Source organism: Amycolatopsis pretoriensis (assembly GCF_900107925.1).
Lineage (GTDB): Bacteria > Actinomycetota > Actinomycetes > Mycobacteriales > Pseudonocardiaceae > Amycolatopsis > Amycolatopsis pretoriensis.
Map to the genome: position 1 here is coordinate 83,690 of NZ_FNUJ01000019.1, position 22,523 is coordinate 106,212.

General features: G+C 72.2%; 20 protein-coding genes. 10 read left to right on the top strand and 10 right to left on the bottom strand.

Annotated elements, in window-relative coordinates; translation table 11 throughout:
- Positions 1-74 precede the first annotated feature (74 nt).
- Entirely contained in the window at positions 75-1,385 is a 1,311-nt protein-coding gene (locus tag BLV96_RS47570; RefSeq protein WP_086671316.1) for an MFS transporter, read from the top strand.
- Here the strand turns inward: BLV96_RS47570 and BLV96_RS47575 are convergent.
- Positions 1,382-2,230, bottom strand: a complete 849-nt coding sequence (locus BLV96_RS47575; protein ID WP_086671318.1) for a helix-turn-helix transcriptional regulator — start codon at positions 2,228-2,230, stop codon at positions 1,382-1,384. The two genes, BLV96_RS47570 and BLV96_RS47575, sit on opposite strands and share 4 nt — an antisense overlap.
- A gap of 99 nt (positions 2,231-2,329) precedes the next feature.
- Between BLV96_RS47575 and BLV96_RS47580 the strand changes: the two genes are divergently transcribed.
- The gene (locus BLV96_RS47580; RefSeq protein WP_086671320.1) at positions 2,330-3,088 is read left to right on the top strand and encodes an SDR family oxidoreductase; all 759 of its coding nucleotides are present in this window, start codon (positions 2,330-2,332) and stop codon (positions 3,086-3,088) included.
- Here the strand turns inward: BLV96_RS47580 and BLV96_RS47585 are convergent.
- Together BLV96_RS47585 and BLV96_RS47590 are read right to left on the bottom strand one after the other, a co-directional pair.
- Entirely contained in the window at positions 3,085-4,020 is a 936-nt protein-coding gene (locus tag BLV96_RS47585; protein ID WP_086671322.1) for an NADP-dependent oxidoreductase, read from the bottom strand. The genes BLV96_RS47580 and BLV96_RS47585 overlap by 4 nt on opposite strands.
- 147 nt (positions 4,021-4,167) lie before the next feature.
- On the bottom strand, positions 4,168-5,013 hold the full coding sequence (locus BLV96_RS47590; RefSeq protein WP_086671324.1) for a helix-turn-helix domain-containing protein: 846 nt from the start codon (positions 5,011-5,013) through the stop codon (positions 4,168-4,170).
- A gap of 66 nt (positions 5,014-5,079) precedes the next feature.
- Here BLV96_RS47590 and BLV96_RS47595 point away from each other — a divergent pair, with 66 nt between their 5' ends.
- Positions 5,080-5,583, top strand: coding sequence for a MarR family winged helix-turn-helix transcriptional regulator (locus BLV96_RS47595; protein WP_086671326.1), 504 nt, complete (start codon positions 5,080-5,082; stop codon positions 5,581-5,583).
- A gap of 30 nt (positions 5,584-5,613) precedes the next feature.
- Here BLV96_RS47595 and BLV96_RS47600 read toward each other — a convergent pair whose 3' ends face one another.
- Entirely contained in the window at positions 5,614-6,549 is a 936-nt protein-coding gene (locus BLV96_RS47600; RefSeq protein WP_086671328.1) for a hypothetical protein, read from the bottom strand.
- 274 nt (positions 6,550-6,823) lie between these two features.
- Between BLV96_RS47600 and BLV96_RS47605 the strand changes: the two genes are divergently transcribed.
- A complete protein-coding gene (locus BLV96_RS47605; protein WP_086671330.1) occupies positions 6,824-7,588 on the top strand; it encodes a S1 family peptidase in 765 nt (254 codons plus the stop codon).
- A gap of 54 nt (positions 7,589-7,642) precedes the next feature.
- Here BLV96_RS47605 and BLV96_RS47610 read toward each other — a convergent pair whose 3' ends face one another.
- A complete protein-coding gene (locus BLV96_RS47610) occupies positions 7,643-8,773 on the bottom strand; it encodes a serine hydrolase domain-containing protein (protein ID WP_086671332.1) in 1,131 nt (376 codons plus the stop codon).
- A 172-nt stretch (positions 8,774-8,945) separates the two neighbouring features.
- Between BLV96_RS47610 and BLV96_RS47615 the strand changes: the two genes are divergently transcribed.
- From BLV96_RS47615 to BLV96_RS47625, 3 genes are read left to right on the top strand one after another with little or no spacing between them, the layout of a single operon-like run.
- Entirely contained in the window at positions 8,946-9,698 is a 753-nt protein-coding gene (locus BLV96_RS47615) for an SDR family oxidoreductase (protein ID WP_086671334.1), read from the top strand.
- Complete coding sequence (locus tag BLV96_RS47620) at positions 9,695-10,465, top strand: SDR family oxidoreductase (RefSeq protein ID WP_086671336.1); 771 nt, start codon at positions 9,695-9,697, stop codon at positions 10,463-10,465. The genes BLV96_RS47615 and BLV96_RS47620 overlap by 4 nt, the downstream gene beginning before the upstream one ends.
- Entirely contained in the window at positions 10,462-12,009 is a 1,548-nt protein-coding gene (locus tag BLV96_RS47625) for an acyl-CoA carboxylase subunit beta (RefSeq protein ID WP_086671338.1), read from the top strand. Before BLV96_RS47620 ends, BLV96_RS47625 begins: the two co-directional genes overlap by 4 nt.
- On the opposite strand, the gene BLV96_RS47630 is transcribed toward BLV96_RS47625, so the two are convergent.
- Positions 12,006-12,518 carry a dihydrofolate reductase family protein gene (locus tag BLV96_RS47630; protein WP_086671340.1) on the bottom strand — a complete coding sequence of 171 codons (513 nt, stop codon included), beginning with the start codon at positions 12,516-12,518 and terminating at the stop codon, positions 12,006-12,008. The two genes, BLV96_RS47625 and BLV96_RS47630, sit on opposite strands and share 4 nt — an antisense overlap.
- A 190-nt stretch (positions 12,519-12,708) precedes the next feature.
- On the opposite strand from BLV96_RS47630, the gene BLV96_RS47635 reads away from it, so the two are divergent.
- On the top strand, positions 12,709-15,363 hold the full coding sequence (locus BLV96_RS47635; RefSeq protein ID WP_244181003.1) for a lectin: 2,655 nt from the start codon (positions 12,709-12,711) through the stop codon (positions 15,361-15,363).
- 43 nt (positions 15,364-15,406) lie between these two features.
- Here BLV96_RS47635 and BLV96_RS47640 read toward each other — a convergent pair whose 3' ends face one another.
- The 3 genes from BLV96_RS47640 to BLV96_RS47650 all read right to left on the bottom strand — a co-directional run bounded on the left by BLV96_RS47640 (position 15,407) and on the right by BLV96_RS47650 (position 17,991).
- A complete protein-coding gene (locus BLV96_RS47640) occupies positions 15,407-16,234 on the bottom strand; it encodes an enoyl-CoA hydratase-related protein (protein ID WP_208608547.1) in 828 nt (275 codons plus the stop codon).
- Positions 16,235-16,265: 31 nt separating this feature from the next.
- The gene (locus tag BLV96_RS47645; RefSeq protein ID WP_086671342.1) at positions 16,266-16,625 is read right to left on the bottom strand and encodes a hypothetical protein; all 360 of its coding nucleotides are present in this window, start codon (positions 16,623-16,625) and stop codon (positions 16,266-16,268) included.
- Positions 16,626-16,773: 148 nt separating this feature from the next.
- Positions 16,774-17,991 carry an amidohydrolase family protein gene (locus BLV96_RS47650; protein ID WP_086671368.1) on the bottom strand — a complete coding sequence of 406 codons (1,218 nt, stop codon included), beginning with the start codon at positions 17,989-17,991 and terminating at the stop codon, positions 16,774-16,776.
- Positions 17,992-18,088: 97 nt separating this feature from the next.
- On the opposite strand from BLV96_RS47650, the gene BLV96_RS47655 reads away from it, so the two are divergent.
- Together BLV96_RS47655 and BLV96_RS47660 are read left to right on the top strand one after the other, a co-directional pair.
- On the top strand, positions 18,089-18,529 hold the full coding sequence (locus BLV96_RS47655) for a MarR family winged helix-turn-helix transcriptional regulator (RefSeq protein WP_086671344.1): 441 nt from the start codon (positions 18,089-18,091) through the stop codon (positions 18,527-18,529).
- 98 nt (positions 18,530-18,627) lie between these two features.
- Positions 18,628-21,696, top strand: coding sequence for a glycoside hydrolase family 2 TIM barrel-domain containing protein (locus tag BLV96_RS47660; RefSeq protein ID WP_086671346.1), 3,069 nt, complete (start codon positions 18,628-18,630; stop codon positions 21,694-21,696).
- Here the strand turns inward: BLV96_RS47660 and BLV96_RS47665 are convergent.
- Positions 21,676-22,497 carry a hypothetical protein gene (locus tag BLV96_RS47665; protein ID WP_086671348.1) on the bottom strand — a complete coding sequence of 274 codons (822 nt, stop codon included), beginning with the start codon at positions 22,495-22,497 and terminating at the stop codon, positions 21,676-21,678. The genes BLV96_RS47660 and BLV96_RS47665 overlap by 21 nt on opposite strands.
- Positions 22,498-22,523 lie beyond the last annotated feature (26 nt).

The following is a 22,523-nucleotide window of genomic DNA, read 5'->3' on the forward strand; positions in this document are numbered from 1 at the left end:
GCGACATCCGCCGCTGGTTCGCGGCCGGGCCGCCCCCGCACACTCGAACGACTCAACCGAGCACTGGAGGCCCGATGAGCCAGCCGACGCGGGTGCTGTCGTCCGACCGGGCGCGGAGCGCGAAGATGCGCCGCGGGGTCCTGTTCGCCTCGGCGGTGGGGAACTTCGTGGAGTGGTTCGACTTCACGTTGTACGGCTACACCGCCGGCGTGATCGCCTTGACGTTCTTCCCACCGGGCAACCAGACGGCGGCGCTGCTCGGCGCGTTCGCCGTCTACGGCGTGGCGTTCGTGGCCCGGCCGCTGGGCGCGGTCGTGTTCGGGCGGATCGGCGACCGGCGCGGCCGGCGGGTCGCGCTCGGGTGGTCGATCATCGTCATGGGCGCGGCGACGGCGCTGATGGGCCTGCTGCCCGGGTGGTCGTCGGTGGGGGTGCTCGCCCCGGTGCTGTTGCTGGTCTGCCGCCTGGTGCAAGGGTTTTCCGCCGGCGGCGAGTACACGGGCGCGATGACGTTCACCGTCGAGCACGCGCCGGACGGCCGCCGCGCGTGGTACACGGGCCTGGTCGGCTCGTCCACGATGCTCGGCGCGGTCGGGGCGACGGCCGTCGCGCTGGTGTTCCGGTCGGTGTTCGGCGACCGGTTCGCGGCCGAGGGCTGGCGGTGGATGTTCGTGCTCGCGGGGCTGGTCGCGTTGGCCGGGCTGGTGCTGCGCCTGCGCGTCGACGAAAGCCCGGTGTTCGAGGAGATGCGGAACCGGGCCGGCGACGTCCCGCCGCGTCCGTTCCGCGACCTGTGGCGCGGCCACCGGCGGACGCTGCTGGTGCTGTTCGCCTACTTCGCGGTGCTGGGCCTGATCACGCACATGTTCCTGGGCTACCTGCCGACGTACCTCAACGCGGCGATCGGGATGCGCGCGACGACGGTGCTGGCGTTGACGACGGCGGCGAACGTGGTATCGATCCCGGTGTCGCTGTGCCTGTGCGTCCTGGCCGACCGCCACGGCCGCCGGATCCAGATCCGCCTGGGCGCGTTGGCGGCGGTCCTGCTGGTGGTGCCGGCGTACCTGTTGATGGGCACCGGGAGCCTGGTCGCGGTAGTGGTGGCGCTGCTGGTGTTCGTGTTCGCCGTGTCGCTGCTGCAGATAGGCGCGTTGTCGGTGCTGGAGCTGTACCCGACGGGGGTGCGGTTCAGCGGGATGGCGTTGCCGTACAACGTGGCTTACGCGATCTTCGGCGGTACCGCGCCGCTGGTGAGCGAGCTGCTGGTGAACGGGACGGGCACGTTGCTGGCGCCGGCGGTGTACGCGAGCGTCGTCGCGCTGATCGCGTTGCCGATCCTGGTGAAGGGCTTCCCGGAGACCAAGGGCGCCGACCTGCGCTCCTAAGCAGTGCTGTCTTCGAAGCGCTCGGTGCCCAGCACACCCAGCAACTGCAGCTTCTCGAACGCCTCCGTGCGCGGCGGCGCCGTCAGCACCAGCAGCGCCTGTGACTGGTCTTCGGTGAACAGCGCCTGGCAGTCCACCTCGATCTCGCCGAGCTGCGGGTGCACCAGCACCTTGTGGTCCTCGAACCGCTTCGCGACTTCGTGGCGCTCCCACAGCGCCGCGAACTCCTCGCTCTCGCGGAGCAGCGCCCGCACCAGCTCGCCGGCCCGGGAGCGCGGGCCCATCGAGCCGTGCGCGGCGCGCAGGTTCGCCACCAGGGCCCGGCTCTGCCGGTCGCGGTCGTGCTCCGGGTAGATCAGGCGCTCGTCCGGGTCGGTGAACCAGCGGTAGATCTCGCTGCGCGCGAGCCCGGTGTACTCGGCCGGGCCGCCGTAGAGCGCTTCGGCGAGACGGTTGCGCACCAGGACCTCGCCGAGGTTGGACAGGATCAGCGCGGGCGTGTCCGACAGCCGGTCCAGCACCCGCAGCAACGCCGGGGCCACGTGGGCCGCCGTCGCTGCGGGGGAGGGGGCCGTGCGGCCGGCGACCTCGAACAGGTAGTCGCGCTCGTCGCCGGTCAGGCGCAGCGCGCGGGCCAGCGCGGCCAGCATCTGCTCGCTCGGCTGCGGACCGCGTTGCTGCTCCAGGCGCGTGTAGTAGTCCGTCGACATCGCCGCCAGCGACGCGACTTCTTCCCGCCGCAGCCCGGCCGTCCGGCGGCGCGCGCCCGGCAGCAGCCCGACGTCCTCGGGACGCAGCTGCTCCCGGCGCCGCCGCAGGAAGGCCGCCAGTTCCGCTCGGTCCATACCCCCAGTATCGCGCTCCGCGCGGCCGCAACCAGGGAGCGCCGATCCCCCGATGAGGGCTCTCTGCCGCAGCCCGCCGGACGGGGCGAGAGTCGGGGCATGGACATCACCGGAAACACCCTCTTCATCCCCGGCGCCACCAGCGGCATCGGCCTGGCCCTCGCGCTGGCGCTGAAGGACCGCGGCAACACCGTGATCGTCGGCGGGCGCCGCACCGAGCTGCTGGAGAAGATCGCCGCCGCGCACCCCGGCCTCGGCACCGTCCGGATCGACACCACCGACCCCGCGAGCATCCAGGCGGCGGCGAAGGACGTCATCGCCCGCTACCCGGAGCTGAACGTGCTGGTGACCATGGCCGGCGTCATGCGCGTCGAGGACTGGCACGCGCCGGACACGTTCCTGGAGTCGGCCGAGAACGTCGTGACGACCAACGTGCTCGGCCCGATCCGGCTGATCGCCGCGTTCGTCGAGCACCTGCGGACCCGGCCGGACGCCACGATCGTCACCGTTTCCTCGGGCCTGGCGTTCACCCCGCTGAAGGTGACCCCGAGCTACAACGCCTCGAAGGCCGCGATCCACATGCTCAGCGAGTCACTGCGGCTGCAGCTCGCGGACACCTCGGTGAAAGTCGTGGAGCTGGTGCCGCCGTCGGTGCAGACCGACCTGCTGCCCGGCCAGGCCGAGAACGAGCACGCCATGCCGCTCGGCGAGTTCGTCGCCGAGGTCATGACCCTCCTCGAGACCCGGCCGGACGACCGGGAGATCCAGGTCGAGCGGGTCAAGTTCCTCCGCTACGGCGAAGCTCGCGGCGACTACGACCAGGTCGTCGCGACCCTCAACGGCACCGACCCGCACTAGACCGTCACGACGACCTTGCCGTGCACCGCGCCCTCGGCGGCGCGGGCGTGCAGGGCGGCCAGCTCGGCCAGCGGCACCCGCTCGGCGACGTCGACGCGCAGCGCGCCGGAGTCGACCAGCGCCACCAGCTTCGCCAGCTGGCCGGCGTCGCTGCGGACGAACAGGTCGATGCCGCGCACGCCGCGGTCCTCGTCGGACGGCGCGGGCATCCACACCGTCGTGTTCACCAGGGCGCCGCCCGGCTTGACCAGGGCGACCAGCGCGGCCAGCTCCGCCGGGTCGACCGGGGCGAGGTTGAGCGCGAGGTCGACCGGCTCGGTCACCGCGGCCGGCACCCCGGTGGCGGTGTGGTCGACGACCTCGTCGGCTCCGGCGGCCTTGACGGCGTCCGCGCTGCGCGGGCTGGCCGTCGCGATGACGTGGGCCCCGGCTTCCTTGGCCAGCTGGACGGCGTAGCCGCCGACCGCGCCGCCGGCGCCGTTGATCAGCACGCGCTGCCCGGCGGTGAGCTTGCCGTGGTCGAACAACGCCTGGTACGCGGTCAGCGCGACCAGCGGCAGGGCGGCGGCGTCTGCCAGGGGGACGTCCTTCGGCGCTCGAGTCAGGACGCCGGCCGGGGCGAGGACGTATTCCGCGGCGGCGCCGGGCTTGTCCATCGGCAGGAAGCCGACGACCGGGTCGCCGGCCGCGAAGCCGTCGACGCCTTCGCCCAGGGCGTCGACCGTGCCGGCGACGTCGAGGCCGGGGGTGTGCGGCAGCTCGACCGGGATGGGGCCGCGCATGAAGCCGCCGCGGATGTTGCCGTCGACGGAGTTGAACGACGTCGCGGCGACGCGCACCCGGACCTGCCCGGCGCCGGGGACGGGCACCTCGACATCTTCGTAACGCAGGACTTCGGGGTCGCCGTAGTCGTGGAAACGCACTGCCTTCATCGGACTTCTCGCTTTCGGGAAGAGCTTCGAATTCGAAGCAACTAGGGAGCACAGTACTGCTGCTTCGAATTCGAAGCAAGTGAGGCCGGTCACCCCCGGCGGACCCCTTGATCCACTCGGGTCCCAGGATCGTGGTCGCGGGCCCGGTCAGCCTGGGCCGGTTTGGCCCACCCTGAGCACGGCCGGCGCGCCGGCCGCGCGGACGACCTCGCCGAGGCGGGCTGCGTCGGCCGAGCCCGGGGCGGCGGTGAGGACCACCGCCAGCAGGTCGTCCCCGGGCACGCCGAGGAGGGTGCCGTCGAGCGCGACGCCGTCGCCGTCCGGAGTCCGGAAGACGGCCCGGTTCTCGAAGGCGTGATCGGTTTCGGGGCTGCGCCACAAGGAGTCGAACTCGCGGCTGGTGCTCCGCAGCTCGTCGACGAGCTCGGCCAGTGCGGGGTCGGTGGGGTAGCGCAGGGAGGTGTCCCGCAGCCGCGCGGCGAGCGCGGCCCGGAACCCGGCCTGGTGCTCGTCTGTGCGGGCGATTTCCGTTCGCGGGTCGCAGAACGTGCGCCAGGCGACGTTCCAGTCCCGGGTGCTCGTTGCCGCCGTGCCGCCGAGCGCCTGCCACGCGCCGTTGACCGCGACGGCGTTCCACGCGGCGTCGGTCAGGAACGCGGGGGTGCCGCCGAGCCGCTCCAGCAGCCGGATCGCGGCCGCCCCGGCTTCGCGCGGCACCCGGCCGTCGGACGCGGCGTAGCCGGCCAGGGCGCAGAGCCGTTCGTAGTCGGCCCGGCTGACGCGCAACGCGCGCGCGATGGCGGTCACCACGCCGGCCGACGGGTGGCGGCGTCCCTGCTCCAGCCGTCGCACGTAGTCCGCGGACACGCCGGCCAGCTCCGCGAGCTCTTCCCGGCGCAGGCCGCGAACCCGGCGCCCGGCGCGCGGTCCGCCGGCCGGCTCGGTGTGCTCGCGCAGCCGGCGGACGGCGGCGCCGAGCTCGGACAGCGACATGGCGCCAGTGTGCCCGTGCCCGCGCATCCGTGGGACCTTCGAATTCGAAGCAGTAGACTCCGGGGCATGTCCGACACGCCACCGTCGCTCGACCCCGTGCAGCTCGGCGCCTACTTCGACCTCATCGAGGTGACGAGCCTGCTGCGGCACGCGGTCGAGCAGCAGCTGCGCGAGGCCGGCGAGCTCAGCTACGTGCAGTTCCAGCTGCTGGCCCGGCTCGGCGACTCGCCGTCGGGCAGCCACCGCATGACCGACCTGGCCGACGGCGTCGTCTACAGCCGCAGCGGCCTGACCTACCAGGCGGGCCTGCTCGAGAAGGCGGGCCTGGTGGTGCGGGCCCCGTCACCGGACGACGAGCGCGGCATCACGGTGACCATCACCGACGCCGGTCGCGAGCGGCTCGCCGCCGTGCTGCCGGGCCACGTCGAAGTGGTCAGCGGCCTGCTGTTCGAGCCGTTGTCCCGCGACGACGTCGAGAGCCTGGCGGCGCTGCTGGCACCGGTGCGCGACCACATGCGCTCGACGCCTCCCCGCTCGGCCGCACCTCGCCGGCGGTCCACAGCGGACTGAAGCCGAAGGCCTTGGGCTTCGAAACGGGCCCTAGGACGGCCAGCTCCACCGCAAGCCCCGAATGCCCGGCCCTGCCCCACTGGTGAACAGGTGCGCCGGGGCCGCCGGGGTCAGCGCCACCGCCGTGACGTCCCGCTCCGGTCCGCCCGGCGAATCCAGCCGGTAGCCGTGGCACGTCGCCGGCAGGCTGTCCGGCGCGAAGTGGACCTCCAGCAGGTGCCCGGCCACCGGGTGACGGAAGCGGCGGTCGTAGCTCGTGTCCGGAACCCCGTCGGTGTAGGCGAATTCGTACTCGAGGATCGCGGTCTCGCCGACGGACAGGGACCGGCTCGGCACCAGCTCGCTGAGCACGAACCCCGGCTCCGGCAGCACCTCGGTGCGCACGGCCCGGCAGTAGCGCGTCGACACCAGCCGGGGTGGGTGGCCGGGCGCGCAGCCGCGCAGCGCCACCACCTTGGCCTGCACCGGTTCTTCGACCGCGCGGACGACTTCGCGCACCCGCAGCCGGGTCAGCGACCGGTCGGCGCCGACGTGCAGCTCCTCGTGCAGGTTCACCACCACCAGCGACGTTTCCTCGGCCGCCTCGAACGACCGCAGCGCCGGGAGAACGCCGTTGCGGGGACCCCACAACCGTTCCCACCGCACCGGGTCCGGCGTGCCCGGGTGGCCGGGGCGGGCCAGCAGCTCGGTCAGCGCCCGCGCGGGCACGCCGAGGACGTCCTCCAGCAGCGCCACCGCGCGCAGCGAGTCCGGCCTCTCCGGCCGGGTCCGGCCGGTGCGCCAGTAGCTGAGCGTCGTGGTGCTGACCGGGACGCCGGCGGCCGCCAGCCGGTCCCGCAGGCGCGCGAGCCCCAGTCCGCTGCGGTCGATGGCCAGGGAAAGCGCGCGGCTGAACGGGCCGGCGGCGAGGGCGCGCGCCAGCTCCCGCTCGGCGAGGTCCGGGCGCGGCACCGCGAACAACGGCATCGGTGATCCTCGGTGTCGGTGCGGGGAAAGGCTTTCCGGGACAGGCGGATCACGCGCGGCCGGCACGGCGTCCGGTGACGGGTGGGGCCGGACCGCCTCCGGTGTAGCAGCCGCGGATCACCGCTGTCACCCGACGAACGTCGGCCGCGGCGAGGGCAACCCGACGAAGGAACTGTCTTGTTCCGTTGATCGGCTCGGATCTTCGGACGGTTACCCGCGGCGCACCGGACGCTTACGTTCGGTGAGTCCCACCGGTCCCCACCGAGGAGTCCCCATGCGTGAGTCATCCCGCCGGTTCGCCCGTGCCGCCGCCCTGCTCGCCGGCTCGGCCGCCGCACTCGCGACGCTCGCCGCCCCCGCGTCGGCCAGCGCGCCCGTCACGCCGCTTTCGCCCGACGCCCAGCCGTCGATCATCGGCGGCAGCACCGCCCAGAACCCCGGCTACATCACCCGCTTCAACGGCCACGCCAACGGTTACACGTTCTTCTGCACCAGCACGCTGATCGGCGCGCGCTGGGTCCTGACCGCCAAGCACTGCATGTACGACAACAACGGGCAGCGGCTGACCGACATCGACCTCTACATCGGCTCGAACAGCGCTTCCGGTGGCGTGCACGCGAAAGCGTCGGCGACCTATGTGTACTCCGGCGGCGACCTGGCCCTGATCAAGCTGAACACCAACGGCGGCAGCACGTACTCGCGGCTGGCCTCGAGCTCCTCGGACGCGGAGGAGGGCGACAGCGCCACCGTCTACGGCTGGGGCGCGACCCAGTCCACCGACGAGGGCAACCACCAGTCGAACGTGCTGAAGAAGGCGTCGGTGCGGATCTCCGACACGAACTCGAGCGACAACGCCGGCGGCCCGGCGATCTCGGCCGACACGCCGAACGGCGCGGTGGCCGGCGGCGACTCGGGCGGCCCGATGGTCGACGGCGGCGTGCAGGTGGGCGTCTGCTCGACCAGCGACCGGTCCAGCACCACCACCTACGGCAGCGTCGCCAACGGCCGCAGCTGGATCCGCCAGGTCAGCGGCGTCTGATCGGACCCGGGTCGCCGGCCGTGCCCCGACCGGCCGGCGACCCGCCCCCACGGCTCAGCCGAGGGCGGCGTAGATCGCGTCGACGTAGGTGGTGCTGCCGTCGGAGCCGATGACGCCGGGCGCCATCTTGTTCATCACGTAGGAGATCGTCAGCCGCCGGTCGAGGTCGGCGATGATCACCGAACCACCCCAGCCGCCCCAGAAGCAGACCCGGCCGTCGCGGACCCACGGCACCGCGTCGGGCCGGGGGAGGGCGTAGCCGATGCCCCAGCGCAGCGGGATCCCGAGACCGAGGTCGACGCCGTTCGCCTGCTCGGCGAAGACGAGGTCGATCGTGTCCGGGCCGAGCAACCGGACGCCGTCGACCGTGCCGCCGAGGGCGAGCGCCGAGAGCATCCGCGCGACCGAGCGGGCGTTGCCGTGGCCGTTCACCGCCCCGAGGTCCGCGCGGCGCCAGGCCGGCGTGTTGGCGACGGCCGCGTCGACGGCCGGTCCGGAGAGGGTCCGCGCCATGACGCTGCCGGGCTCGGGGTCGAACCGCGCGGGCGGCGGCGGCACGACCGGCGCGATCCGCGGCCAGTCGGCTTCGGCGGCCCCGATCCGGAAATCGGCGTCCAGCGGGCCGGCGAGCTCGTCGGCGACGAAGTCCTTGACGGTCTTGCCGCTGACCCGCCGGATCACCTCGCCGGCCAGGTGGCCGAAGTTCGTGGCGTGGTAGCCCGAGGCGGTGCCCGGTTCCCACCACGGGGCCTGCGCCGCGAGGCGGGCGGTCGTCTTGTCCCAGTCGTAGAGGTCCGCCACCGCGGCCGGCTGCTCCAGCCCGGACACTCCGGAGGTGTGCGACAGCAGGTGCCGCACTTCGACGTGCTCCTTGCCGTTTTCGGCGAACTCGGGCCAGTACCGGGCGACGGGCGCGAAGACGTCCAGCTCGCCGCGGTCGGCGAGCACCAGGGCCGCCAGGCTGACGACGGTCTTGGTGGTCGACCAGACGTTGGTGATGGTGTCGCGCTCCCACGGCGAGGTGCGCGTTTCGTCGCGGAAGCCGCCCCAGAGGTCGACGACCAGTTCACCGTCGAGGTCGACGACCAGGGACGCGCCGAGCTCTTCGCCGGCGGCCAGGTTCCACGAGAGCGCGTCGCGGACGGGGGCGAAGCGGGGTTCGTGGGTTCCGTGCACTTCGGTCATGGGCGCACGCTAAAACCTGACACCGGTGTCAGGGGCAAGGGTGAAAAGCCCCGGCGCGCGGGCTCGGTGTGACGCGCGTCGGCTTGAGAGGATGGCCCGGGCGCGCATAATGGGCACCTGACCGACCGCTTAGCATGTGCCGGGTACCACACCGCGAAGGAGACACACCGCTGTGAACTCGTTCAAGGATCGCGTCGCGATCGTCACGGGGGCCAGCCGGGGCATCGGCCTCGGGATCGCGAAGACGCTCGTCGAGCGCGGGGCCAAGGTGTGCATCACCGCGCGCAAGCCCGAGGCCCTGGAAGAGGCCGTCAATGAGCTCGGCGGGCCGGACGTCGCCATGTTCGTGCCCGGCAAGTCCGACGACACCGACCACCAGGACGAGGCGATCGCGAAGACGATCGAGACCTTCGGCCGGCTCGACTACCTGGTCAACAACACCGGCATCAACCCCGTCTACGGCCCGACCCTGGACATCGACCCGGCCGCCGCGGCGAAGATCCTCGGCGTCAACGTGCTCGCGCCGCTCGGCTGGACCAAGCGCGCCCGCGACGCGTGGATGGGCGAGCACGGCGGTGCGGTCGTCAACGTCGCTTCCGTCGCCGGCCTCGGCGCCTCGCCGGGCATCGGCATGTACGGCGTCAGCAAGGCCGCGCTGATCCGGCTCACCGTCGAGCTCGGCGCGGAGCTCGGGCCGAAGATCCGGGTCAACGCCGTCGCGCCCGCCGTCGTCAAGACGAAGTTCGCCACCGCGCTCTACGAAGGCCGCGAGGAAGAGGTGTCCGCCGCCTACCCGATGAAGCGCCTCGGCGTGCCGGCCGACATCGCCGGCGCCGTCGCGTTCCTGCTGTCCGACGACGCGGGCTGGATCACCGGCCAGACGATGGTCCTCGACGGCGGCGTCACCCTGGGTGGTGGCCTGTGACCGGCGTCGTCGTCACCGGCGGGGGCGGCGGCATCGGTGCCGCGCTGGCCCGCCGCTTCGCCGCGGACGGTGCCCAGGTCGTCGTCGCCGACCTCGATGGTGACAAGGCCGGCGAGGTGGCCGCGGAGGTCGGCGGCACGGCGTTCGTCGGCGACGTCGCGAGCGTCGACGGCGTCGCGAAGCTGATCTCGGCGGCTCGCGAGACCCTCGGCGAGATCGACATCTACTGCGCCAACGCGGGCATCGCGCCCTTCGGCGGTGCGGAAAGCCCCGAAGAGGTCTGGGCCCGCACCTGGGACGTCAACGTCATGTCCCACGTCCGCGCGGCGAACCAGCTGCTGCCCGCGTGGCTCGAGCGCGGCCGGGGGCACTTCATCGCGACGGCCTCGGCGGCCGGCCTGCTGACCAGCCTCGGCTCGGCGCCGTACTCGGTGACCAAGCACGGCGCCCTGGCCTTCGCCGAGTACCTCTCGGCGACCTACCGGCACCGCGGCATCACCGTGCAGGCGATCTGCCCGCAGGGCGTGCGCACCGCGATGCTGGAGAGCACCGGCACCGCCGGGCAGCTGCTGATGGGCGCGTCGGCGATCGAGCCGGAGCAGGTCGCGGACGCGCTGTTCGCGGCGATCGAGGCGAAGCAGTTCCTCGTGCTGCCGCACCCGGAGGTCGCGGACTACTACGCGGCGCGCGCGACGCAGACCGACCGGTGGCTCGGCGGGATGAACAAGCTGCAGCGCAAGGTCGAAGCGGCCCTCGAAGCCGAATGAGCTGGCAGCCGGAGGTCGACGAGATCGCGCGGCGGCGCGAGCTGGCCGAGCGCATGGGCGGGCCCGAGAAGGTGGCCCGCCAGCACGCGGCCGGGCGCTCGACGGTCCGCGAGCGGATCGCGGCCCTGGCCGACCCCGGCAGCTTCGACGAGATCGGGGCGCTCGCCGGCACCGCGTCCTATGTGGACGAATCGCTGGAGTCGTTCACCCCGGCCAACTTCGTGATCGGGACCGCGCGGCTCGACGGCCGGCGGGTGGCGATCGGCGGTGACGACTTCACCGTCCGCGGTGGTGCCGCCGACGCCGCGATCATGGAGAAGCAGGTCTACGCCGAGCGCCTGGCGAACGAGCTGGGCCTGCCGCTGGTGCGGCTGATCGAGGGCACCGGGGGCGGCGGCAGCGTCAAGATGCTGGAGCAGCACGGGTTCACCTACGTCCCGGTCAACCCGGGCTGGGACCTCGTGGTGGACAACCTCTCGGCGGTGCCGGTGGTCGCGCTCTGCCTGGGCCCGGTCGCCGGGCTCGGCGCCGCGCGGGCGGTCATGTCGCACCTGAACGTCCTCGTCGAAGGTGCCGGTCAGCTGTTCGTCGCCGGTCCGCCGGTCGTCAAGCACGCGACGGGGGAGGACCTCACCAAGGAAGAGCTGGGCGGCGCCGACGTCCACCGGCGCAGCGGCGCGGTCGACCGGATCGTCGCGTCCGAGGTCGAGGCTTTCGCGGTGGCGAAACAGTTCCTTTCGTACCTGCCGTCCTCTGTGGATGCGCTGCCGCCGGTCGGGTCCACTTCGGACCCGGCGGACCGTCGCGACGAAGCGTTGTTGTCGCTGGTCCCGCGCAACCGCCGGCACCCGTACCGCTTGCGGCCGTTGCTCGACGGCGTCTTCGACGAAGGTTCGGTGTTCGACTACGCCGTGTCGGGTGGTTCGGCTTATGCGGGATTGGCGCGGCTGAACGGCCACCCGGTCGGCGTCCTGGCCACCGATCCCTACCGCGGCGCGACGTTGACACCCGAAGGCGCCGACGTCATGACGCGGCTGGTCGACCTCTGCGAGACGTTCCACCTCCCGCTGGTCTCGCTGACCGACCAGGCGGGCATGGTGATCGGCGCGGCCGCCGAACGCGCGGGCGCGATCCGGCACGGCGCCCGCGCGGTGACCGCGGTCTACCAGGCGCGGGTGCCGATGGCGGAGGTGATCGTCCGGCGCGTGTTCGGCGTCGGCGGCGCGGGCCAAGTCAACCGCCACCGCCTGGTCCGCCGCTGGGCGTGGCCGTCGGGCGACTGGGGATCGCTCCCGGTCGAGGGCGGCATCGAAGCGGCGTATCGCGCGGAACTCGACGCGGCCGACGACCGGGCGGCGCGGATCGAGGAGATCCGCGCCCGCCTGGACGCGGTGCGCTCGCCGTTCCGCACGGCGGAGCGGTTCTCGGTCGAGGACGTGATCGACCCGCGCGAGACCCGCGCTCGCCTGTGCGACTGGGTGCCGGACGCCTACGCGGTCCTGCCGAAACTGCTCGGCCGCTCGTCGTTCGGGATGCGTCCCTAGACCACGCGGTACCAGTGCGGCCGGAGCTCTTCGAGGCCCACCGGCTTGCCGCCGGGCCGGTCGAACATCCGCACGCCGTCGCCGAGCAGCACCGGGACGGGCATCGCCAGGATCTCGTCGAGCACCCCGGCTTCCAGGCACTGCCGGGCGACGTCGGCGCCGAGGACGTTGACGTACTTCTCGCCCGCCGCCTCCTTCGCCGCGGCGACCGCGCCGACAAGGTTGTCGACGAACGTGACGCCGGGCGCCGGGTCCGCGGGCCGGTGCGTGAGCACGAACTGCGGCCCCTCCCAGCCGCCGCCGAACGCCTTGCCCTCGCCTTCGGTGCCGCGGTGCGGATCGTCGCCGCCGTAGGTCCGGCGGCCGACGAGCAGCGCGCCGATCTCGGGGATCAGCTCGTCGACCAGCGGGTCCGGGCCGAGGTAGGGCGTCAGCCAGGACATGTCGCCGCCGGGGCCGGCGACGAAGCCGTCGACCGAGCAGCTGAAGCCGTAGAGCAGTTTCGCCATCGATGTCTCCTTTGAACCGTTCGCGGACTTCAGTACTGACGGCGGCGGCCGGGAAAAGTCATCGCTTTCACCCGGCCGTGTCCGGAACGCGACAGGATCACCACGGACCGTTGACAACGGTGTCAGCGCGCGAGGACCGTTCCGGAACGCAGCCGGCTGAACTTGTGCTCAACGACGAAGGACAAGTGACATGGTCTTGCGTACCCTCGTGCGGCTTTCCGCCGCCACTGCCCTGGCCTTGGCCGGGCTGATCCCCGTCCCCGCGTCCGCGGCGCCGCTGGTCACCGATCCGGCGTCGCTGGTCAACCCCTTCATCGGCACGTCCAACGCCGCCGACGACTTCCCCGGCGCGGACGTCCCGTTCGGCATGGTCCAGTGGAGTCCCGACACCCCGAGCCGGCCCGACGGCGGCGGCTACGAATACCAGGATTCGTCCATCACCGGCTTCAGCCTGACCCACCTTTCGGGACCCGGCTGCGGCGCCGACGGCGACGTCCCGATCCTGCCGACGGTCGGCGCGGTGAACACCGGCGCGAGCGTCTCCTTCAGCCACAGCAACGAATCCGCGAGCCCCGGGTACTACTCGGCCGGGCTCGGCAACGGCGTCAAGACCGAGCTGACCACCGCGCTGCGGTCCGGGATCGGCCGGTTCACGTTCCCGTCGACGTCGCAGGCGAACCTGCAGTTCAAGCTCAACGGCAGCCAGAACGGCACGTCGAACCAGACGTGGACGGTGGTCAGCCCGACCGAGGTGTCCGGGTCGGTGACGTCCGGGCACTTCTGCGGCGCGGGCTTCACCTACACGCTCTACTTCGACGTCGTCTTCGACCGCGCGTTCAGCTCCAGCGGCACCGCCGCCGCGGCCGCGGTGACCCCGAAGGCGGCACCCGGGAAGCTGCACGGCACCGCGACGGCCGAGGCGGCGCCGGACGCGGGCCCGGGCAGCGCGTACGTCCGGTTCGACACGACGAGCAACCCGGCCGTGCAGGCGAAGGTCGGCATCTCCTACGTCTCGGTGGCGAACGCGGTCGCCAACCGCGCGGCCGACATCCCGGCGTTCGACTTCGCCGCGACCAAGCAGGCCGCGCACGACAGCTGGAACTCCCTGCTCGGCCGGATCCAGGTCGCGGGCGGGACCTCCGCGCAGCAGCGCGTCTTCTACACCGCGCTCTACCACTCGCTGTTGCACCCCAACGTGTTCTCCGACCGCAACGGGCAGTACAGGGGGTTCGACAACCAGGTGCACACCGTCGCGAGTGGACACTCGGCGCAGTACGCCAACTTCTCCGGCTGGGACATCTACCGCACGCAAGCGCAGCTGACCGCGCTGCTGGCGCCGGCGCAGACCAGCGACATCGCGCAGTCGATGATCGCCGACTACGCCCAGGGCGGCGGACTGCCCAAGTGGTCGCAGAACAACGGCGAGACGTACGTGATGGTCGGTGACCCCGGCACGGCGATCCTCGCGAGCTACTACGCCTTCGGGGCGCGGAACTTCGACACTTCGGCGGCGCTGCAGGCGATGCTGAAGGAAGCGAGCGTGCTCACCAACGTCCGGCCGGGTCTCAACGCCCTGAACGCGCCGGGTTACCTGCCGGCCAACGGCACCTACCAGTGCTGCAACTTCTACGGCCCGGTCTCGACGCAGCTGGAGTACGACACGGCGGACTTCGCGCTCTCGGCGTTCGCGGGAGCGTTGGGAGACACCGCGAACCAGGCGTTCTACGCGGGCCGCGCGCAGAACTGGAAGAACACCTTCAACCCGGCCACGGGGTTCATGCAGCCTCGCGACGCCGGTGGTGGCTGGACCGGCGGCTTCAACCCGGCGAGCGGTTCGAACTTCGTCGAAGGCACGTCCTGGCAGTACACCGGCATGGTGCCGTTCAACGTGGCGGGCCTCGCCGCGGCGCGCGGCGGCAACGCGTCGCTGGTGAGCTACCTCGACAGCGTGCTGGCCGGCTTCCACGGCAGCGGCGGTTCGCAGGCCGACCTGGGCAACGAGCCGAGCCTCGAGCTGCCGTGGGAGTACGACTACGTCGGGCAGCCGTACAAGACGCAGAAGGTCGTGCGGCAGGTCCAGGACCAGATCTGGACCGACGCGCCGGGCGGGCTGGCCGGCAACGACGACCTGGGCGCGATGAGCGCGTGGTACGTGTTCTCGGCGCTGGGCTTCTACCCGATGACGCCGGGGACGGCGGACCTGGCGCTGGGCAGCCCGCTGTTCACGCAGGTGGTGGTGACGCTGCCGAGCGGCAACACCTTGACGGTGAACGCCCCGGCGGCGGCGGACAACGCCCCGTACGTCCAGAGCGCGTCGTGGAACGGCTCGGCGTGGAACAACGCGTACGTGCCGACTTCGGCCCTGACCTCGGGCGGGACCCTGGCGTTCGTGCTGGGCACCTCGGCGAACACGGCGTGGGCGGCGTCGAACCCGCCGCCGTCGTACGACGGGACGCTGCCGCACCTGGGGCCGTTGACGTCGGGGATCGCGGGCAAGTGCGCGGACATCGCCCAGAGCGGAACGGGCAACGGCACGCACGTCCAGCTGTACACGTGCAATGCGACGGGCGCGCAGAAGTGGTTCTCGGCCGCGGACGGCTCCCTGCAGGCCCAGGGCGGCTGCCTGGACGTGAGCAACAGCGGCACGGCGAACGGCACGAAGGTCCAGCTGTGGCAGTGCAACAGCTCCGGGGCGCAGAAGTGGCAGGCGGGCAGCGCGGGAGCGTTGGTGAACCCCCAGTCGGGCAGGTGCCTGGACGACCCGGGCAGCACGACGACGGACGGGACCCAGCTGCAGATCTACGACTGCAACCAGAGCGCGGCCCAGTCCTGGACCCGCGGCTGACGCCGTCGTGAGTGGTAATTCGGGTTAGAACCCGAATTACCACTCACGACTCGGCCGAGTGGGGCGGGAACTTCGGCTCCCGGCGTTCGTTCCAGCTGGCCAGCCCCTCGGCCAGCTCGGGACGCCCGAACGAGTCGATCATCAACGCCGTCGCCTCGCGGGCGGCTTCGTCCAGCGGCAGCAGCGCCTCGCGGGCGAACTGCGCCTTCATCACCGCCATCGACCGCGGCGCGCTGTAGGTGGCCAGCTCGGTCGCGTACGCGTGGGCGCGCAGGCCCAGTTCCTCCGCCGGGACCACCTCCTGGACCAAGCCGTAGTCCAGGGCCTGCTCCGCGGTGAACGTCCGCCCGGACAGCAGCAGGTCACGGGCCCGGCCCTCGCCCACCAGCGACGGCAGCAGCTTCGCGATCCCGTACTCCGCGATCAGCCCGCGGCGCGAGAACGCCGTGGTGAACTTCGCGCCCGCCGCGGCGAAGCGGACGTCCGCCGAGCACGCGATCACGAACCCGAGGCCCGCGCAGCCGCCGTTGATCGCCGCGACCACGGGGACGCCGGCCGCCGAGGCCGCCAGGACGTCGCGGAAGTTCTCGTGGCCGCCGCTCGACGCCGGGGGAGCGGCGGCCAGGTCGTCGAGCAACCCCAGGTCGGCGCCGGGGCAGAACGCCCGGCCCGCCCCGGTGACGACCACCGCGCGGACGTCCGGGTCCGCGTCGGCCTGGCGGAGCAGGGCGCCGTAGCGGACCTGCATCGGTACGTCCATCGCGTTGCTGCGGCCGGGTTTGTCGAACGTCAGCGTGGCGACGGCACCGTCCGCCGCGTACCGGACACCATCCACAGCGGACAAGGCGGCCTCCTCGGGGTCGGCCACCATACTAAGCGGTCGCTTGGCTCCTGGCCAGCTGTCACTTCCAGTCGGGCAGGTACTCGTAGTGCTGTTTGAAGGTCCTCTGCGCCGCGTCGGACCGCGGGTCATGGCCGAAGTCGGCCTCGGTGAAGCTGCCCGCCTCGACGGTCCAGAACTCCTCGGCGTCCTTCCACACGGCGCTGAGACGATCGTTCAGCCCGAGGCCCACCCGGCTCTCGCCCACGTTGGGCTGGACGTGCAGCAGTTCGTGCATCAGCTCGATCCGGCTGGGCGTGTGGAACGGCACGCCCTTCTGGTCGAAGGAGATCGAGCCGCGCAGCACGCCCGCCCCACCGGCGCCGGGGACGATCTTCGCCAGCCGGGCCTTCGCTTGCGGTTCGTCCTCCTGTTCGATCATCGGGCCGGCGTCCGGGCGTAGTGGAAGATCGTCTCGCTGCGGTCTTTCTGCTTGGTGATCGGGATTTCGAGCTGGTACCCGGCCAAATGGCGGTATCCCGCGACGCGACGAAAGGGACGTGCTCCGGTCGGTCGAGGGCGTACGACCATCACGATTCTTCAAACCGGGTGCCCCGCCGCCAAATCGCGCGGGTGTTGAGTGAGTCGTCGATGTCCGCCGTCGGGTCGCCGTCGACGAGCAGGAGGTCGGCGCGCAGCCCTTCGGCCACGCGGCCCCGGTCGCCGAGGCCGAAGCGGCGCGCCGTGGTCGCCGTCGCGGCGCGCAGTGCCCGGGCGGGCGTCAACCCCGCCGCCACGAGGTAGCGCAGTTCGCGGTGCAGGCTGGCTCCGTGCGCCAACCCGCCGAAGAACGTTTCGGCCATGGAGGCGTCCGTGCCGGCCAGGATGTCGACCCCCGCCGCGTCCAGCGCCCGCACCGTCTCCAGCACGTCCTCGAGCTTGCCCTGCGGGTACCGGTCGTAGCTGGCCCGCAGCGTTTCCGCCCACTTGACGTCGAGGCGGCGGGCGACCCGCGGGTCGTCGGCGAGGTCGCTGCCGGTGATGCCCATCATCGACGCGTCGAGGCAGACGCACGGCACGACGAACATCCCCGCGCCGGCGACGAGGTCCACGATCTCGGCGGTGTGCGGCCGGTCCATGAACACGTGGACGACCCCGTCGACGCCGGCCTCGGCGGCCATCCGGGTGGCGTCGAGGGTCAGCGTGTGGGCCACGGTGAGGGCGCCGTGCTTCTTGGCCTCGGCGACGCCCGCGTTCAGCGTGGCCTGGTCGAGCATCGGCAGCCCGGGATGCCCCTCGACGCTGCCGTCGTCGATCATGAACTTGATGTAGTCGGACCCCCGCGCGAGCAGCTGCGGGACGAACGCGGCGGCCTCCTCCGGCGTGGTGGAGAACGGCATCAGCGGCATGACCGGCGGCAGGTCGCCGGCCGGCCGGAACCCTTCCGGCATCAGCTCGCTCGGGTGCCCGCCCGGCGGCGTGATGGCGAAGCCGGCGGAGCGGATGTCGGCCACCGTGTCGTCTTCGGCGGCGAGCGCCCGGTTCTCGCGCGTGTTCAGGCCCTGCATCTCCAGCTCGGTGGTGACGCCGAACCGCAGGGCCAGCGCCCGGGAGCCGGGAGCGGAGTGGACGTGCGCGTCGATCAGCCCGGGCAGCAGGGTCGCGCCCCGGCCGTCGACGACCTCCGCGCCGTCGGGCACGTCGCCGCCGACCTGGCGGATCTTCGGGCCGTCGAGCACGACGGTGCGCACCCCGAGGTGCTTCTCCCCGTCGAAGACCCGGGCGCCGGTGATGGCGGTGGTGGCCATGGTGGCCATGGTGGCCTCGCTTTCGTTCGCAGTTACATACCCAATGCTATGCAATTGACAACTGGCATGCAAATGCCGGGGGTACTACGCTCCGGGGGTGGACAGCGCTGAAGACTCCTTGCTGGACCGGATCGGTCCGGCGCTGTCGCGGCTGCGCCGCCGCACTCCGGCCTCGGGCCGGGACCTGTCCCGCAACCTGGTGCTGAACCTGGTCGCCGACGCCCCGGGCGAGCTGACCGTCGGCGGGCTCGCCGCCGAGATGGGTGTCGCGCAGCCGGTGGCCAGCCGCACGGTCGCGGCCTGCATCGCCGACGGCCTGCTGCGCCGGGCGGCCTCGCAGGCCGACGGCCGCCGGACCGTGCTGGAGCTCACCGAAGCCGGCGAAGCGGAGCGAGACCGGTTCGCGGCCGAGCAGCGCCAGGCGTTCGAAGCGATCACGGCCGGCTGGTCGCCGGAGGACCGCACCCAGTTCGCCCGGCTCCTCGTCCGCTACACGACCGACGCGGGTGCCTGGTCCCGGAGCCGGGGAGGCCGCTGACGGTGGTGCGGTTCGAAAATGTCGAACCCTTTGGTCGCCCGGAAACCCTTGTGCAATAGTGCTTTCCGCCGCGTCCGCCCGCCGGAAGGACTTCGCCGATGCCGTACACCCCCAGCAGGCGCCTCGTCCTCGGCGGTCTCGGCGCCGCCGTCGTCACCTCCGCGGTCGCGCCCGCCGCCCGCGCCGCCGAAGCCCTCACACGGCCGGCCCTCGAACCCACCGGCCGATCCACCGATCTCGGCACCGGCTGGCGGTTCGCCCTCGCCAACCCCGACGGCGTCACCGATCCGGACGGCCGCTTCGCCGACGCCGCGAACCCCGCCTACGACGACTCGGCCTGGCAGCTCGTCGACGTCCCGCACGACTGGAGCATCGAGCTCCCGCCGACGAGCCAGGGCACCCAGAGCGGCTCCGGCTTCTTCCGCGGCGGCCTCGGCTGGTACCGCAAGACGTTCACCCTGCCGCCGTCACTCGCCGGGAAGCGGGTGTCGGTCGAGTTCGACGGCGTCTACTCCGACGCCCACGTCTTCCTCGGCGGCGAGCTGCTCGGCAACCACCCGTACGCCTACACCGGCTTCGCCTTCGACCTCACCGGCCGCCTCCACGCCGACGGCCGGACACCGAACGTCCTGGCCGTCCGCGCGGTGAACCCGCTGCCCAGCAGCCGCTGGTACTCCGGCAGCGGCATCTACCGCCGCGTCCGGCTGGTGGTCACCGAACCGGTCCACCTCGGCCGGCACGGCACCTTCGTCACCACACCGGACATCGCCGCCGGGCGCGGCACCGTGCGGGTGGCCACCGACGTCGTCAACGACTCCGCCGGAGCGACCGCGGCCCAGGTCCGCACCACCGTCACCGACCCCGCGGGCCACGTCGTCGCGACCGGGGAGGCGACCGTGCCGGTGCCCGCCGGGAAGACCACGACGGCCGTCACCACGCAGACCGTCCCGAAGCCGCGGCTCTGGTCGGTCGGCACGCCGCGGCTCTACCGCGTGCGCACGGACGTCGTCGTGGCCGGGCGCGTGCTCGACACGACCACCGCGGACTTCGGCTTCCGCTACACCGAGTTCCACCCGGACCACGGATTTTCGCTCAACGGCGAGCCGATGAAGCTGCGCGGGGTCAACCTGCACGCGACGCAGGGGCCGCTCGGCGCGGTGATCGACCCCGCCGCCCTGGAGCGTCAGTTGCGGCTGATGCTCGCGATGGGCGCCAACGCCTTGCGGACCGCCCACAACCCGCCGGCGCCCGAGCTGGTGACCGCCTGCGAACGGCTCGGGATCCTCCTGATGGTCGAGGCGTTCGACTGCTGGCGGACCGGGAAGCTCGAGTTCGACTACCACCGCGACTTCGACGCGTGGAGCGGCCGCGACATCGCGGAAATGGTGCACGCGGTCAAGAACTCGCCGGCCGTCGTGCTGTGGTCGATCGGCAACGAGGTACCGGACGCGTCCATGGCAGGCGGCCCGGCCATCGCGGCCGAGCTCATCAAGACGGTCCGCGGGATCGATACGACCCGGCCCGTCATCATGGGCTCGGACCGCTACCGGAGCGTGCCCGCGCCGGGCTCGCCCCAGGACCTGATCCTGCGGCAGCTCGACGGCCTCGGCGTCAACTACAACACCGCGCAGTCGATCGACGGGCTGCACGCGAAGTACCCGGACAAGTTCTTCTTCGAATCCGAGTCGTCGTCGGAAACCTCGACGCGCGGGGTCTACCAGGACCCTGACCTGCTCAACACCGGCGAGAACCACACGCCGGGCAAGCGCGCGACGTCGTCCTACGACAACAACCTGGCCTCGTGGACCTTCAGCGGCGAGTACTCGCTCAAGAAGGACCGCGACCGGCGGTTCTGCCAGGGTCAGTTCCTCTGGGCCGGGCAGGACTACCTGGGCGAGCCGACGCCGTACGACGTCTTCCCGGTCAAGACGTCGTTCTTCGGCGCGATCGACAGCGCGGGCCTGCCCAAAGACGCCTTCCACCTCTTCCGCAGCCAGTGGACGACCGCGCCGATGGTGCACCTGACGCCGATGGACTGGACGACCCACCGGCCGGGCGAGCCGGTCGCGGTGTGGGTCTACTCCACTGTGGACACCGTCGAACTGGTCCTCAACGGACGCTCGCTCGGCGTCAAGAAGTTCGATCGCAAGACCACTGTGGACGGACGCACCTACCTGGAGACGTCCGAGCCCGCCGGTGACGACAAGAACGACCCGTCCGGCAGCTACACGAGCCCGAACGGTGGCACCGGCAAGCTGCACCTCACGTGGACCGTGCCGTTCGAACCCGGCACGCTCACCGCGATCGCGAGGTCCGGCGGCCGCGAGGTGGCGCGCGACCGGCTCGTCACCGCCGGGCCGCCGCACGCGGTCACGTTGACGGCCGAGCCGCGCTGGGAAGGCGCGATGGCGTTCGTGACCGCGTCCATTGTGGACTCCCATGGTGTCGTGGTGCCCGGCGCCGAGCCGGTGCTGCGGTTCGCCGTCCGCGGCCCAGGGCGCGTCGCCGGCGTCGACAACGGTCGCCAGGAACTCGCCCAGAGCTACCAGCAGCCGACGATCCCGGCGTTCCGCGGCCAGGCCGTCGCCGTCATCGCCGCGACCGGCGGCCGGGGCCCGATCACCGTCACGGCGAGCGCGCCAGGCCTGGCGCCCGGGAAGACCACGCTGCCGGGCACGAACCTGGGGCAGCGCAACGGCCCCGGCGCCCGCGCCGTGGACCGGCCGGTGGCTCCGGCGTTCGTGGCCGCGGACGCGAGTTATTCGGGTGCGCCGGACACGGTGCCGGCGGCGATGCTGGACGGCGACCCCACGACGGGCTGGTCGAACTTCTACGTCAAGCAGGCGACGGCGACGCTGGCCGCGGTGAGCCGGCCGCGCCCGGAAGACTGGGTGTCGCTCGCCTTCCCCGCGGCCCGGCGGATCGGTGCGGTGACGGCGAACTTCGTCGTGGACGCGAACCACGCGGTGCCGTCGGCGGTCGAGGTCGCCCACCGCACCGAGCGGGGCTGGGAGCCGGTGCGCAACCCCGAGGTGACGGGGGGGAGCGGCTCGAACGACCCGACGACGCTCGAGTTCGATCCCGTCACGACGACCGAAGTGCGGATCACCATGACCGCACCGGGTTTCCTGCGGATCAGCGCCCTGTCAGCGGCTGCACGGGGCTAGCGCGTCGAGACCCTGCGGCTTCTCCGCGGTGCGGCCGATCGCGGTCGCGATGCGGTTGATCGTCGCGACGCGCTTGTCCTCCAGCGGACCGAGGATGGCGTTCTGGACGAAGTTCGGGCCACCTTGTCCGACGGTGCTGACGAGCCGGTTGTTGGCCTCGGCGATCTGCGTGTTCAGCAGGTCGAGGTTGCGCTGGACTTCGGCCTGGGCCGACGCGGGGATGGCAGGGAGCTGCGAAGCGACGTCGGGGCAGGCGATCTGCCCGGCCGCGTTGCCGGTGTTCCCGGTGTTCCCGGTGTTGCCCGCGGTGCCGCCGTTCTGGGCCGGTGCCGTCGACACCGCGCCGGCGCCGGTGTTCGCCTGCCCGCCCTGCGAGCACGCGGCCAGGCTGTCGAGACCCTGGGGTTTCTGGCCCTGCCGGCCGATGGCGATGGCGATCCGGTCGATCGTGGACACGCGTTTGTCCTTCAACGGCCCGAGGATCGCGTTCTGCACGAAGTTCGGGCCGCCCTGACCGACGGTGCTGACCAACCGGTTGTTGGCCTCGGCGATCTGGGTGTTCAGCAGGTCGAGGTTGCGCTGGACCTCCGCCTGGGCCGAGGCCGGGATGGCGGGGAGCTTCGAGGCGACGTCGGGGCAGGTGATCTGCCCACCCGAAACCACGCCGGCCGCGTTGGCCGCGCCGGGGTCGCCGACGGTCGTCGCGATCACCAGGGCGCCGGCCGCGAGTGCGAGGCCGAGGGCCGCCGTCGCGATCTTCGTTCGCCGCGAGAGGCGGTGCCGTCCACCGGTAGCAGGCATGAATCACTCCAAGTTAGCGTGAACAG